This is a genomic window from Kordia sp. (assembly GCF_965224175.1).
Taxonomy (GTDB): Bacteria; Bacteroidota; Bacteroidia; order Flavobacteriales; family Flavobacteriaceae; genus Kordia.
Genome location: NZ_OZ245041.1, coordinates 3,438,558 through 3,453,827 on the forward strand (window position 1 = coordinate 3,438,558; position 15,270 = coordinate 3,453,827).

13 protein-coding genes are annotated in these 15,270 nt (G+C 32.0%); all 13 read left to right on the forward strand.

Annotation, left to right across the window (positions count from 1 at the left end):
• The first annotated feature begins 98 nt into the window (after positions 1-98).
• The 13 genes from ACOQOS_RS14920 to ACOQOS_RS14980 all read left to right on the forward strand — a co-directional run bounded on the left by ACOQOS_RS14920 (position 99) and on the right by ACOQOS_RS14980 (position 15,247).
• The gene (locus ACOQOS_RS14920) at positions 99-1,094 is read left to right on the forward strand and encodes an SDR family oxidoreductase (protein ID WP_420575153.1); all 996 of its coding nucleotides are present in this window, start codon (positions 99-101) and stop codon (positions 1,092-1,094) included.
• Entirely contained in the window at positions 1,084-2,343 is a 1,260-nt protein-coding gene (locus ACOQOS_RS14925; protein ID WP_420571265.1) for a nucleotide sugar dehydrogenase, read from the forward strand. Before ACOQOS_RS14920 ends, ACOQOS_RS14925 begins: the two co-directional genes overlap by 11 nt.
• Positions 2,344-2,372: 29 nt before the next feature.
• The gene (gene wecB / locus ACOQOS_RS14930; protein WP_420571266.1) at positions 2,373-3,497 is read left to right on the forward strand and encodes a non-hydrolyzing UDP-N-acetylglucosamine 2-epimerase; all 1,125 of its coding nucleotides are present in this window, start codon (positions 2,373-2,375) and stop codon (positions 3,495-3,497) included.
• Positions 3,498-3,506: 9 nt separating this feature from the next.
• Positions 3,507-4,709 (forward strand): UDP-N-acetyl-D-mannosamine dehydrogenase, encoded by a 1,203-nt coding sequence (gene wecC / locus ACOQOS_RS14935; protein ID WP_420571267.1) that lies wholly within the window; start codon positions 3,507-3,509, stop codon positions 4,707-4,709.
• Between the two features lie 16 nt (positions 4,710-4,725).
• Positions 4,726-5,283, forward strand: a complete 558-nt coding sequence (locus tag ACOQOS_RS14940; protein WP_420571268.1) for a hypothetical protein — start codon at positions 4,726-4,728, stop codon at positions 5,281-5,283.
• A gap of 776 nt (positions 5,284-6,059) precedes the next feature.
• Positions 6,060-6,671 (forward strand): hypothetical protein, encoded by a 612-nt coding sequence (locus tag ACOQOS_RS14945; protein ID WP_420571269.1) that lies wholly within the window; start codon positions 6,060-6,062, stop codon positions 6,669-6,671.
• Positions 6,658-7,842, forward strand: coding sequence for an O-antigen ligase family protein (locus ACOQOS_RS14950; RefSeq protein WP_420571270.1), 1,185 nt, complete (start codon positions 6,658-6,660; stop codon positions 7,840-7,842). Before ACOQOS_RS14945 ends, ACOQOS_RS14950 begins: the two co-directional genes overlap by 14 nt.
• Before the next feature lie 55 nt (positions 7,843-7,897).
• Positions 7,898-8,743: a WD40 repeat domain-containing protein gene (locus ACOQOS_RS14955; protein WP_420571271.1), complete on the forward strand. Its 846-nt coding sequence runs from the start codon at positions 7,898-7,900 to the stop codon at positions 8,741-8,743.
• 31 nt (positions 8,744-8,774) lie between these two features.
• Entirely contained in the window at positions 8,775-10,052 is a 1,278-nt protein-coding gene (locus ACOQOS_RS14960; protein ID WP_420571272.1) for an oligosaccharide flippase family protein, read from the forward strand.
• The gene (locus ACOQOS_RS14965; RefSeq protein ID WP_420571273.1) at positions 10,049-11,254 is read left to right on the forward strand and encodes a hypothetical protein; all 1,206 of its coding nucleotides are present in this window, start codon (positions 10,049-10,051) and stop codon (positions 11,252-11,254) included. The genes ACOQOS_RS14960 and ACOQOS_RS14965 overlap by 4 nt, the downstream gene beginning before the upstream one ends.
• Positions 11,255-11,400: 146 nt before the next feature.
• On the forward strand, positions 11,401-12,468 hold the full coding sequence (locus ACOQOS_RS14970; RefSeq protein WP_420571274.1) for a glycosyltransferase family 4 protein: 1,068 nt from the start codon (positions 11,401-11,403) through the stop codon (positions 12,466-12,468).
• Positions 12,469-12,470: 2 nt separating this feature from the next.
• Positions 12,471-13,112: a CatB-related O-acetyltransferase gene (locus tag ACOQOS_RS14975; protein WP_420571275.1), complete on the forward strand. Its 642-nt coding sequence runs from the start codon at positions 12,471-12,473 to the stop codon at positions 13,110-13,112.
• A gap of 20 nt (positions 13,113-13,132) precedes the next feature.
• Positions 13,133-15,247 carry a bi-domain-containing oxidoreductase gene (locus tag ACOQOS_RS14980; RefSeq protein ID WP_420571276.1) on the forward strand — a complete coding sequence of 705 codons (2,115 nt, stop codon included), beginning with the start codon at positions 13,133-13,135 and terminating at the stop codon, positions 15,245-15,247.
• The last annotated feature ends 23 nt before the right edge of the window (positions 15,248-15,270 follow it).

The window sequence follows — 15,270 nt, forward strand, 5'->3', positions numbered from 1 at the left end:
GGGGATAAAACCCTTGCAAAAAAGGGTATTTCCCCATTAAAGTCAATTATTTCCTAGTGTTAAAATTTATAGCTAGTTTTGCAGCGAATAATAGCACTATGTACCAAGAAGCATATCATCACGAACCGCTAGAAAATTACAGTTTTTTAATTACTGGTGGAGCAGGATTTATAGGATCAAATTTAGTAGAATACTTATTAAAGCACAACGCTAAAAAAGTTCGTGTATTAGACAACTTATCTACAGGTTTCAAACACAATATTGAGGAATTTGAGTCACATCCAAATTTCGAATTCATATTAGGAGATATCAGAGACGTAGAAATGTGTAAAACTGCTGTTCACGAAATGGACTTTGTGTTGCATCAAGCTGCTTTAGGTTCGGTGCCAAGATCATTCAACGATCCAATCTCTACAAATGCTGTAAACATTTCAGGTTTTTTAAACATGTTAATCGCTTCGCGAGATGCAGGTGTAAAAAGAATGGTATACGCAGCTTCTTCCAGTACTTATGGTGACAGCAAAACATTGCCAAAGCAAGAAGAAATCATAGGAAATCCACTATCTCCATATGCAATCACAAAATATGTGAACGAATTATATGCAGATAATATCTCAAAGCACTTTGACTTTCATTCGGTAGGATTGCGTTACTTTAACGTTTTTGGACCAAAACAAAATGTAAAAGGTGCATATGCAGCGGTAATTCCATTATTTTTCAATGCAGGAATACATAACACAAAAGTAACCATCAATGGTGATGGAAATCAAACAAGAGATTTTACTTTTATCGAAAATGTAGTGCAGGCAAATCTAAAATCAGTATTTGCAGAAATTACAAAGCACGAAGTAGTAAATGTGGCAGTTGGCGATCGCATCAGTGTAAACGATTTGTGGAATAACATCAAAGAAATTACACAAAGTACTACCAAAGCTTCTCATGGAGAAAGTAGAATAGGTGATGTGCGCGATTCATTGGCAGATATTACAAAAGCAAAAACAATACTAAAATATAATCCTAAATATACCGTACGCGATGGTTTGACAATTACGTACGATTTTTTCAAAAAGCAAGCGGAAGCAAATGACAAATAAGGTAATCTCTATAATAGGTTTAGGATACGTTGGATTGCCACTTGCGGTTGAATTCAGTAAAAAAGGATATCAAGTCATAGGATTTGATATCAACCAAGAGCGAATTCAAGATTTACAACAAGGAAACGATCATACACTAGAAGTAAGCACAGAAGAACTAAAAGAAGCTGCTACTTTACAATACACAAACAAAGCAGAAGACATTGCACAAGCTAATGTGTATATTGTAACCGTTCCGACACCAATTACAGATCATAAATTTCCAGATTTAAAACCCTTAGAAGCTGCATCAAACTTAGTCGGTTCAGTATTAAGTAAAGATGATATTGTCATCTACGAATCTACAGTATTTCCGGGTTGTACCGAAGAAGTTTGTGTGCCGATTTTGGAAGCACAAAGTCAATTGGTTTTTAATGTAGATTTTTTCTGCGGATATTCTCCTGAAAGAATCAATCCGGGAGATAAAAAACACAGAGTTAACAATATTGTCAAAGTAACTTCAGGAAGTACGCCAGAAATTGCAGAAACTATTGATGAATTATATAAAAGTATCATTACGGTAGGGACCTTCAAAGCAACATCTATAAAAGTAGCAGAAGCAGCCAAAGTGATAGAAAACTCACAGCGTGATATCAACATTGCGTTTGTAAACGAACTAGCGTTAATATTTGGCAAGCTAGGCATTGATACGCATGAAGTATTAGAAGCTGCAGGCACCAAATGGAATTTCTTGCCATTTACACCTGGTTTGGTTGGCGGACACTGTATAGGAGTTGATCCATACTACCTAACACACAAAGCAAAAAGCGTAGGATACATTCCGCAAGTCATCTTAGCTGGAAGAAAAATAAATGATAACATGGGGAAATACATCGCAGAACGTGTTGTAAAACTCATGATTAAACAAGGAAAACTAATCAAAGGAGCAAAAGTGACCATTTTAGGAATCACATTTAAAGAAAATTGCCCTGACATTAGAAATACACGAGTAATTGACATAGTACAAGAACTTGAAGAATATGGGATTGAAGTTGAGGTATTTGACGATAACGTAGACGCTTCAGAAGTAAAAAAGGAATATAATATTGACTTAGTTTCATCGATTTCTAATGACACTAGGGCGATTATTTTGGCAGTTGCGCATAAAAGTTTCAATAAAATTGATGTAACTCCCTTTTTTAAAGATGGATGTATTATTTTTGACGCGAAAAATTTCCTCCCAAAACCAATTGTGACAGAAAGATTATAGCCGTTAGAACAATAAAATAACAAGAACCGATGAAAAAAAACCTTATTGTATTTGGTACACGACCGGAAGCTATTAAAATGGCGCCACTGGTAAAGGAATTTTTAAAACACCAAGACACTTTTGAAACAAAAGTTTGTATCACGGCTCAGCATAGAGAAATGCTGGATCAAGTACTATCATTTTTTGAAATAACACCAGACTATGATTTAGACTTGATGAAGCCAAACCAAAACTTGTATGGTTTAACTTCAGATATCATCATGAATTTAAAACCTGTATTGGAAGAGTTTCAGCCAGACTACGTATACGTTCATGGAGATACAACAACAACAATGGCAACGAGTATTGCAGCTTTTTATTCGGGAGCAAAAGTATGTCACGTTGAAGCAGGATTGCGTACTTTTAATAAAAGATCACCTTTCCCAGAAGAAATCAACAGATGTGTTACAGGAAGTATCTGTGACTATCACTTCTCACCAACAGAAACTTCAAAGAAAAATCTGCTAAACGAAAATGTAGCAGACGAAAACATATTAATTACAGGAAACACGGTAATTGATGCGTTACACTTTAGCGCTGACAAAGTAAAATCGGAAGGATTCGAAGATCAAGAAATCGAAGACGTAAAAGAAGTTTTAGACACTTCTAAACGATTAATTTTAGTTACAGGACACCGTAGAGAAAATCATGGACAAGGATTTATCAATATTTGTACGGCTTTAAAGCAAATTGCATTAGATCATCCTGATACACAAATTATTTATCCTGTACACTTAAATCCTAACGTACAAAAACCCGTATACGAATTATTAGCAGACATAGACAATGTAAAGCTTATCAATCCGTTATCTTATCCGGCGTTTGTTTGGCTTATGGATAAATCTAGCTTAATTATAACAGATAGTGGTGGTGTTCAAGAAGAAGCACCAAGTTTAGGAAAACCAGTATTGGTAATGCGTGATACTACAGAACGTCCAGAAGCTGTAGATGCAGGAACCGTATTATTGGTAGGAACAAATACCGAAAAAATTATCAGTGAAGCTAACAAATTACTAACAGACGAATCTGCTTATCACAAAATGAGTAAACTACACAATCCTTATGGAGATGGAACAGCTTGTGATAAGATCGTAAAATACATGTCAAAATTATAATACAGAATCATGGCGAATAAACCAAGTGTTGTTATGGTAGGTCTAGGATATATTGGACTTCCTACCGCAGCGTTAATTGCAAGTAGAGAAATTAAAGTAACAGGAGTTGATATTCATCAACATGTAGTAGATACTATTAACAAAGGAGAAATTCATATTGTTGAACCAGATTTAGATGGTTTAGTACACAAAGTAGTAAAAGACGGATATTTAACAGCGAGTACATCTCCAGTGGAAGCCGATGTATATTTAATCGCAGTTCCAACGCCATTTAAAGGTGATCACGAACCAGATATTTCGTATGTAGAATCGGCAACAAGAGCATTGTTACCAACACTAAAAGAAGGTGCTTTGGTAATTGTAGAATCTACAAGTCCAGTAGGAACTACTGAAAAAATGCAAGCTGTTATTGAAGCTGAACGTCCAGAATTGAAAGGTAAAATATATATGGCATACTGCCCAGAGCGTGTATTGCCAGGAAATGTTATTTACGAATTAGAACACAACGATAGAGCTATTGGTGGAATTGATGAAGCTTCTACTGAAAAAGCGGTTGAGTTTTATAGACATTTTGTAAAAGGAACATTACACAAAACAAATGCAAAAACTGCAGAAATGTGTAAGTTGGTTGAAAACTCATCAAGAGACGTTCAAATTGCCTTTGCTAACGAACTTTCTATGATTTGTGATGATGCAGGAATCAATGTTTGGGAATTAATCAATTTAGCCAACAAACATCCAAGAGTAAACATTTTACAACCAGGAACAGGAGTTGGTGGACATTGTATCGCAGTAGATCCATGGTTTATTGTGTCAGAATTTCCAAAGCAAGCAAAAATCATTCGTTCTGCAAGAGAAATTAACAATTACAAGACAGAGTGGGCGATTGAAAAAGTAAAAAGCACAGCTTTACAGTTTAAAATAGATAATGGTAGAGATGCAAAAATTGCGTGTATGGGATTGGCATTCAAACCAAACATTGACGATTTGCGTGAATCACCAGCTTTATTAGTAACGGAAACACTCATTAAAGACGGTTTCAATGTATTGGCAGTAGAGCCAAACGTAAAGTCTCATAAAACCATTGAGATACATTCTATGGAAGATGCTCTCCAACAAGCAGATATTATTGTATATTTGGTTGCACACAGAGAGTTTTTTAGTATCGAAAAAGTAAAAGAAACTTTAGATTTTTGTGGAGTTTATAAATAAAAATAGAATATCAATTATGAAAAAAGTAATTTGGATTTTATTACTTGTTGTAACATTTACAGCTTGTAAAGATGAAAAAAAGAAAGATACACCAGTTGTTGATACCCCTAAAAAAGAAGAAGTTGTAAAAGAACCAGCTAAAACGTATCCAAAGGTAGAAAAGAAATATGCAGTTGATATGGATATGATTTTTGAGAAAGGATATCTTTTTGACGAAAAAATTCAGTTAGAAGAAATTGCAGTTATTCCAGGAGAAAAAGCAAATACATACGATCTTATTATGTTTTTCAATGATAAAGCAACAGATTATGAAGCTTTAGAAAAATATAAAGTAGGACTTATTTTATATCCAAAGGATCCAAGTAAATTAGCATCTGCTAAAGATAAAGCAGCAAAAAAGAAAAAATTTGGAAAGCCTGCTAAGGTAAAAATGTTAGATAACGAGCATGTTGTAGTGTTAGATAATATTAAAATTATGCCTAAAGATTTTAAGCAAGTACGATTATATCTTTACGATTCTAATGGTGTATTAAATAAAAACTTCTTGAAGTTAGCAAACGTAGTTTTTCCTTAAATAACCTATAAATACTAAGAATCTTGCTAAGATTTGAAAAATATCCGTTAGTTATACTAACATTAATTTTTATTGGAGTAGTTGTATCTTTTTTCTTTACAAATGATTTTGCATTTGAATTTGAAGGATACAACTACTTGATTTTTCAGGTTCTTTTGTTTGTCTTAGTTTTTGTGCTAAAAGATCAAGGAGTTAAGTTCTTACTTTCTCCAAGTTTTATAGCAGTTTCATATGTAAATATAAATTTTTGGTTAGGGAGTTACGTTTTTAAAACGGGAAATGTTTTTACCAGGCTACTTCCTACCTTTGATGCATGGGAAAATTACGATCATCGCATTTTTTTTTTCAACGCCATAAATTTTCTCATCATACTCTCTTACTTCTTAACGATTAACTTAAGACTCAAAAGACGAAAACTACCTATTTTATTAGACATAAAAAGGATCAATCCTAAAAAATTGTTCCTAGCAACAGTAGTAATCTTTTTACTAATATCACCTTTCAAGTTTCCTTTTTCTATTGTCTTTAAAAGTTTACTTGCAATTATAATGTTTACATTAATCTCACAACGTTTTTCGTTAAGAAAACGAATTTTCTTTTATGTGTTGATTATCTTTATCTTTGTATTGTTTTCATCTCATAGCAAGCGAGAAGCCATCTTTTTGCTTTTACCTATTTTCCTTCTAGAATCGTATAAAATAAGAATTAAGTTATCTATAAAACTGTTTTTAAAAGTTTTTGTAGCGAGCTTTTTACTTCTATATGCAATTATAGCAATGTCTATATTAAGAGGTTATGGAGGTTACAAAGTAGATAACTTTTATGATGCGTCTGGGCATGTATTTGATTATATGACGTCGCACTTTTTTATGCCAGCCATTGTAAACAATTTAGAAATTTCATCTACTTATTTGCACTCTAACAATTCAGTAGAATACCTAGAAGAAGGAAAAATGGATTATTTATATGGTGAAACATTTATAAAACCATTATTTATATTTTTCCCTAGAAGCATAATTACAAAGCCTAAAAGTTCTATTGGCTACTATACAGAAACGCATGATCCCGAATTTCGAGCCAAAGGAGGTTCGTTTCCCATAAGTATTCAGTCAGAATTCTATCTAAATTTCGGAATATACTCGCTATTACTCATTGTGCCATTTTTTATGATTTTTAATATGATGTATAAAACCATATTGATTATGATTAAAAATCGGGAGATCATTAATTTTGCGTATGCCTTATATATCTATCAGATTTTTTTAAGCTTGGTAAGAGGTTCAGGACTTGACATATTTTTAGTATACACCATCTTTTTATTGTTCTTCTTTTTCTTGTACAAAACAAGTATTAAAGTATTTACCTTGCCTTTACATGTTAAAGTTTAAAGATAACATACACCAAAACCAAGTAACACTATTGGCTGTTTTTGGTCTTTTAATGCCTTTTAGCAGAATTGTGAATGTTAATATGGTATTATTGGGTTTAGTTGTGTTGTTAGCCATCATTACGGCTGTAAAAAAACAACATAAAGAGCATGTGCACACAACAAAAGAATTGTATAGTTTAATTATCTTTTTTGGAGTTTTATTGTTCTCATTACTCTATACTACAGAATTTTACAAAGGTCAAAAAGTTGTTGTTCGGAGTCTTCCAATACTCTTATTTGCCTTGAGTTTTCTTTTAATGAGGCAATTCTCAAAAAAAGACATACACAAAATATTAAAGTATTATGTCGTAGGCTGTGCACTATCTATATTGTACAGCTTCTTGGTTGCCTTTATAAACTATGCAGACAATCCTTTGCCTATAACAGAAGGTTTTACCTATTTTACATTGGCCTTAGATTTTCACCCATCATATTTTGCATTATATATCATCTTTGCATTTTGCATTTTTGTCTCCATATTTGATTGGACTTCAAAAACCAAAAGATGGATTCCAATAATAACATGGTTTTTATTGCTATTATTCATACTATTTTTAAGAAGTAGAGCTCCTTTAATTATTCTGCTTAGCGTGACAATTTTAATGTTGCTTAAAAAGGTAAAAAAACAAATAGCCTTTACAATCGTAGCCGTATTGCTTATACCAGCTTTATTCTATATTCAAGATATTTTAGAATTAATTTCTCAAGGTAGAAGCATTACATTATCATTAGCAGATAGGTTTCACATTTGGTCAAGTGCAACAGATATCATAAAAGAAAATGTGTTTTTAGGTGTTGGAGTAGGTGATTATCAAGTGGCTTTAGATAAACAGTATTTCTTAACAGGGTTTGATAAAGGAATAGATGAAAAATTTAACTGTCACAATCAATATTTGCAAACATTTCTTTCCGTTGGATTGATAGGCTTATTAAGTTTGCTCTCAATATTCTTTTTCATCTTTAAAAAAGGAATTCAATCGAAATCATTTTTACCATTTTACTTCTTAATTTGTATCAGTATCTTAATGTTTTTTGATTCAGTATTGATCTTACAACATGGAGTGTACTTTTTTTCTTTTTTTGCGGTTATATTACTAAAATTTAAACACAATTCTAATGAACTTACATAAGCTGTTTTTTTTCTTTTGTTTTTTCATAAACTGTGTAGTGTATTCGCAAATAGACATGAGTACATGTAGCGAAGCATTAAGAGAAGATTTCTCGCCAAGAGTTTTCAGTGTTGCAAAAAATAAACTTCTTTCAAACTCATCTAATGCAAATACATTGTATTTGCAGGATAAACAAGATAAAAACGATTTAAAAATATTCTCTTACAATGGAAATGGCGTAGTAACAGCTACTACAGATACAGCATACAAAAGAATAGCAATTTCATACTATATCAATGAAATACACGTGTACAATGTGCAAACACTAGACATGATCAAGAAAATTGAATTAGAAGCCAAGTCAAGTGTTTTGTCGCTTCAAGAAGATGCATTATTGTATGGTTTAGACAACGGATTGGTGAAAGCATATAATTTTATAAATAAAAAAGAAAAAACAATTGCAACACATAAAGATATTGTAAGAGGTATAGCAGTTTTAAAAGATGGTACTATACTAAGCATGTCTAGTGATGGTGAATTAAAAATAACTCATCCAACAAAAAAATCTGAACAAAAAGTATTTCCTAAGGTGTTATCATCAATGGCGGTTTCTCCTAATGAGAAAATAATCGCAATTGCTGCTTTTGATGGCACAGTATATCTTTTGAATAAAAACTATAAAACTGTGGCAGAATTAGCTCCGCATACAAGTGTTATTACACAAATAAAGTTTAGAAACAACGAAGAACTCATCACGGCTTCTTTTGATAAAAAATTAGTAAACACAGATATTACGACAAAAAAAATGACAGTCATGTATACTGCAAAAGATTATATCATGGCGTTTGATATGAGTACGGACAAACTTATATTTAGTGATCGAAGCGGAAATGTTAGATATTATAACCTTAAATGTCAATAAGCTCTACAAAGAGAGTATTTTTAAAAATTAAATGGCAGCTATAAAAGAACAAATACAGAAGTTATTAAAAACCAAATTGATCAAAGACTCTTTCTGGTCTCTATTTGGAAATGTAGCGCACAAAGGATTAGCCATTGTGGCAGGAATTTTTATTGCCAGAATTTTAGGAAAAGATGTTTTTGGTGAATATAGTATTATAAAAAGTACTATTACTGCGGCAGCACTTTTTTCAAACTTTGGATTGATGTATACGTCTACAAAATTCATTTCGGAGTACAACAAAAAAAATAAAGAAGACTTAAAGCTAATTGTAAAATATACGCATCAAATAGTATTGCTGTTTAGTAGTATTGTGGCAGTTTTAATCTGCTTAAATGCTGCATATGTGGCAGAAGTAATTTTAGAAAGTGAAACATTCACAAAACCTTTGCAAATATTTGGTGCTCTAATCATTGTAAATTCCTTAGTGTCTTTGCAAGTAGGAACGCTTGCAGGTTTAGGGAAGTTTAAGGAAATGAGTAAAATTAACGCTATTGTTGGCGTATTAACATTTGTACTCAGTACTGTATTTGTATATTTCTATGGGTTTTATGGTGCGCTTTGGGCGTTGTTAACGGTTCAGGTAGTAAACCTATTGCTTAGCTTCCGATTAACAAAAGCCTCACTACCTCAAGATATTGTATACAACACGAAAAGTCCTGAATTACGAAAAAAGATTATCAAATTCTCTTTTCCTATAGCAATTCAAGAAGCAGTTTATTCAGTATTTAGCTGGACAATTGTATACTTAATTCTAAATGTGTCCTCATCTGGAGAAGTAGGTTTGTACAGAGCGAGTTTACAGCTCAATGCGATGATATTATTCATTCCAGGTATTTTAAGAAACGTAGTGCTTTCACATTTATCAAGCGCAGATGATGGTGATCATGGTAAAATAATGAATACAATATTAAAAATAAACTTCGTCGCTACTTTCATTCCTGCATTGATATTATTTCTAGGATCAAACTACATAGCACAACTATATGGAGAAACATTTTCAGATTTAGGTGGCTTAATTCAAATATCTGTATTTATTACTATCTTTGTCAGCATTAGCAATGTTTATGCTCAAGCATATATGTCTAAAGGAATGAATTGGACAATGTTGGCTTTCAGGCTTGTAAGAGATTTAGGGACCATTAGTGTATTTTTACTATTGGTTAATGAATTTCAGTCTGCAGCGAAAACTATGATTTACAGTCAACTTACCTTGAGCTTTATTTTTATGCTTATCATGATTTTTTATTACAAATACAAAAAGAATTGAATAATAAAACGATACATAAAAAGGTTAATTTAAACATTGTTTTAGGAATAATTCTATGCTTTTTATCTTTTGATTTAATCACTAAAATATTTCATGTATACAACATAGGTGGATTCAATAGATACAGTGCTATTCCAAAATTGTTGTTAGAAATATTCTTAATTTATCTCTTCTTTAAAAACAGTAAAAAAGATATAAAAGGAGCCTCTTGTATAGCCATATTAGTTATAATGTCTGGTATCAATCTCTTTTTTACAGATGAGAAAATAACTACCGATTTACTATTTGAAAAAGTATATGATCTTAACAAATACATGTACTCTTTTTTCTTTGCAATTGTCTTATTAGCTTATGAAAAAGACAAGCAAACAAAGATTTTGACATACATACGCAATGTTTTACTATTTGTTGGTATTGTCAATGGAATCTTTATGATTATAGGTTTATTCACAGACATAGAACTACTAAGATCCTATTCAGGGACAAGGAGATTTGGATATAATGGTCTTTTTGTGAAAACATCAGAGACGAGTTATATGTATATTTTACTAATCATATCAACCTATTATCAATATATCAAGACAAACAAAAATGGACTATTATGTTTATTTTTTATTTTCGTGTCATTGCTCATAGGAACCAAAGCTATATGGTTATTTATCATGCTGCTAACTGGGATACACTTATTACTAAACAAAAACAAATTCATTCGAAATTTTTCTAAAATCGGATTGGTTCTTGGTGTAATATCATCATACGTTTTTTATGATCATATTGTAAAACTGGTGGTTAATTCATTTTCTTTTGGACCATCCATTTACAAAGAATATGGTTTTCTTACGGTACTTACCTCAAAAAGAGATTTATTATTAAAAAGTACTATAGAATACTTGAATGAAAAAGGAACGATATTAAATTACCTTTTTGGTGGTATAAACATTAGAGATTATGGTGCCGAATTTGAGATAGTAGATATTTTCATTTTCTTCGGAATTCTAGGTGTTATCATATTTGCTTACCTAATAAGAAGAACCTATTTCAAAGAATTTGCGGGAATTCATAAAATTTTATTACTAATTTCTCTGATACTAGTTACTTTCTTTGCTGGAAATTTTTTTATGAGTATAATGTGTAGCATCTTTGCATTTGTAATTTTTCAAAATATGGATTATTACGATGTTCCTGATAAGTCAGATAGTTAGCAATGAATTTTTGATACAAATGAAAAATGAAAACCTTATTAGTTCTTTTAAAATCTTCAAAATACACACATATTAATTGTTCATAACACTTCTTTATAGTGTATAACAAATACATAAAAAGTATTAAATTAAGTTCATCACAAAAAATGAGTATCAAAGTTCTCTTCATAACAGGTAAATTACAGCATTATAGAGTGCCTATTTTTAACTTAATAGTTGAAAATAGTAACATCGATTTAACTGTAGTACATGCTTCAAAAAAGATAACTACCGAGAATGACTTATTTGAGGAAAAAATTTTTCACGAAAAGAAAATAGGGCCTTTTACATTTCATAAAGAAAACCTGCTAAAATATTGCAATGAATTTGACGTAGTAGTTTCTATGCTATACCTGCAAAAACTTTCTTTAATGAAACTATTATTCTCACGAAGAAAATTTAAACTTCTCTATTGGGGAATTGGAGTGAAAGCTTCACAAAACAGTGAGTTTGATGCACCCACATTTCTCAATAAAATACGATACTTTATTGCGCGTAAAAGTGATGGAATGATATTCTACACAGAGTATGCAAAAGATAAATACATTGCCAATGGCATTGCCAAAGAAAAATTATTCGTCATGAATAATACAGTAGAAGTATTGCCTAAAATTGAAAAAGAACAAAACAAAGAAATTTTTCTATTTGTAGGAACTTTAAATAAATCAAAAAAAATACTAGATCTTTTAGAAGCTTATAAAAAAGTGTATATCGCCAATAAAAACATTCCAATACTAGAAATTGTTGGTAATGGAGTTGATTTTGAAGAAGCAAATACTTGGGTAAAAGAAAATAACCTAAGTGAAAAAATTAAAATGCTTGGCGCTATCTATGACGAACTAGAATTAGAGAAAAAATATAAAAGAGCCTTAGCATGTATATCTCCTGGTCAAGCAGGCTTATCTGTATTATCTGCATTTGGATATGGAGTCCCATTCATAACTAGGAATAATGCAATTACAGGAGGAGAAAGACTCAATATAAAAAACGGATTTAATGGTGTTCTATTCAGTACAAATGAAGAATTAGAAAATATCATTGCTGACATTGCAGTAAATCCAAAAAAATATATTAAAATGGGCGAGAACGCTCAAGAATTTTATCGTAAAGAACGTTCGCCAAAAATAATGGCACAAGGCTTTATAGATGCTGTTAATTATGTTCAAAATAAATAATCATGATATCATACCTTATCTCACTATTCTCACTTAAAAAACTGACTCACAAAGCGGTTTCGTTTTTGGCGTATTGGGACAAAACATCATCCTTTACCAAAACATCAGAAATAAGACGATTTGCAAAATTAAAATCGAGTACTGTTGGACGATACTCCAGAATTAATCCAAATTGTAAATTGGCAAATACCAACGTAGGAAACTTTACTGCTATTGGTAGAGATACTACCATTGGACTTGGAAAACACCCGATGAATTACGTTTCAACCCAAAATATTTTTTACAAAAAAAATAACATGAACAATAGATGGGTAAAGCCTATTGACATGGGAAAAATACCTCCAATAACAATTGGAAGTGATGTGTGGATTGGTGTAGAAGCTATGATTTTAGATGGACTTACTGTCGGTGATGGAGCTGTAATTGGAGCCAGAGCAGTAGTAACAAAAAATGTACCGCCATATGCAATTGCGGTTGGAGCACCAGCTAAAATAATTAAATACAGATTCGAACAAGAAGTTATAGATAGACTCTTAGAAATTCAATGGTGGAATTTTACTGATGAAGAAATTGATAAACATGTAGCATTTTTTAGGGAAGAAGAGATTACACTCGAAGTAATCAACAAATATTTTCCTAAATGATTTTTTAAACTGAAGAAATAATGAAACAAATATTACAGTCTTTTAAAACAGGAGTAACCGAATTAGCAGAATTACCAGCTCCAAAAGTAAAAGGAGGACAAGTATTAATCCAAACAACAAGAAGTTTAGTTTCGCTAGGAACAGAACGTATGTTAGTAGAGTTTGGGAAGGCTTCTTTAATCCAAAAGGCAAGACAACAACCAGACAAAGTAAAAATGGTGTTGGATAAAATAAAGACTGAAGGATTAATGCCTACTATCGAAACGGTTTTTAACAAACTAGAACAACCACTTCCACTAGGATACTGTAACGTTGGTAAAGTAGTAGCTGTTGGAAAAGGTGTTACTGATTTTAAAGTCGGAGATAGAGTTGCCTCTAATGGACAACATGCCGAATTTGTTTCTGTACCACAAAATCTGGTTGCACACATACCTGATAATATTACTGACGAAGAAGCCGCTTTTACAGTCATAGGTTCTATCGGTTTGCAAGGAATTCGTTTGGTAAACCCTACAATGGGAGAAACTATTGTGGTTATCGGTTTAGGACTTATTGGATTGCTAACTGCCGAAATGTTAGTAGCTAATGGTTGTAAAGTAATTGGATACGATTTAGACGATAAAAAGATTGAAATTGCCAAAGAAAAAGGCATCATTGCTTTCAATCCGCTTAAAGGAAATGATCCTGTAAAATTTGTCTTAGAAAATACAAACAATATTGGAGCAGATGGTGTTGTCATTACTGCTTCTGCCAAAACAAATGATATTATTTCGCAAGCAGCTCAAATGAGTAGAAAACGTGGAAGAATTACATTGGTTGGTGTAATTGGTTTAAATATTTCTAGAGCAGAATTTTACGAAAAAGAATTAACATTTCAAGTATCATGTTCATACGGACCAGGACGATATGATGATGATTACGAATTCAAAGGAATCGATTATCCACTACCATTTGTACGTTGGACAGAAAAACGAAACTTTGAAACCGTTTTACAATTAATCTCGTCTGGAAAACTAGGTGTAAAAAATCTAATCTCGGAAGTAGTTCCTTTAGAAGAATACGACAAAATATACGGAGACATTGGAAACTCAAAATCCATTGCTTCCATCATAAAATACAACGAAGACACAAAGCTAGAAAGAACAATTGTAGTCAATCAAAAAGAACTGCAAGCAACAAAAGGTGTTATTGGATTAGTTGGCGCAGGAAACTTTACAAAAATGACTTTGTTGCCAGCCTTAAAAGGTTCGGATGCACAAATAAAACATATCGTATCTTCTGGTGGTGTCAACGGAACAGCACTAGCTAAAAAACATAACATTGCACAAAGTACTACAGATTACGATTTAGTATTAGACGATAAAGATGTTGACTTAGTTATGATTACAACGCGTCATAACTTACATGCAAACATGGTGACAAAGGCATTAGATAAAGGAAAACACGTATTTGTTGAAAAACCTTTAGCTTTAAATCATGAAGAACTAGAAGCAATTGAAGCGAGTTACCAAAAAAGTAATGGAACTTTAATGATTGGTTTCAATCGTCGTTTTTCTCCGCATACACAAAAAATAAAATCTTTAGTTGGTGATGCACCAATGAACATCATTGCTACGATGAATGCTGGAGCTATTCCGCCAGAAGTTTGGGTACATGATATGGCAGTTGGTGGAGGAAGAATCATTGGAGAAGCATGCCACTATTTAGACTTAATTGTTTATCTATCTGGAAGCAAAATTAAATCAGTTTGTATGAATGCCTTAGGAGAAAATCCAGCAGAAAACACAGACAATGCAACTATCTTAGTAAAATTAGAAAATGGTTCTACAGGAGTTGTAAATTACTTTGCAAACGGTTCTAAATCATACGCTAAAGAACGTTTGGAAGTCTTCTCTCAAGAGAAAACCCTCATCATGGATAACTTTATCAAAACTTCAGGTTATGGTACAAAAGGCTTCTCTAAACTAAAAACGAAGTTAGACAAAGGACACAAAGCACAATTTGGTGCCATTGTAGAAAAAATAAAAGAAGGAGATATTGCATTAATTCCTTATGATGAACTCATCAATGTTACCAAAGCAAGTTTTGCAGCAATCCAAAGTTTAAAAGAAGGAAAGTGGATTGAAATCGCTTAATATTTCACGTTCTAATTAATAAT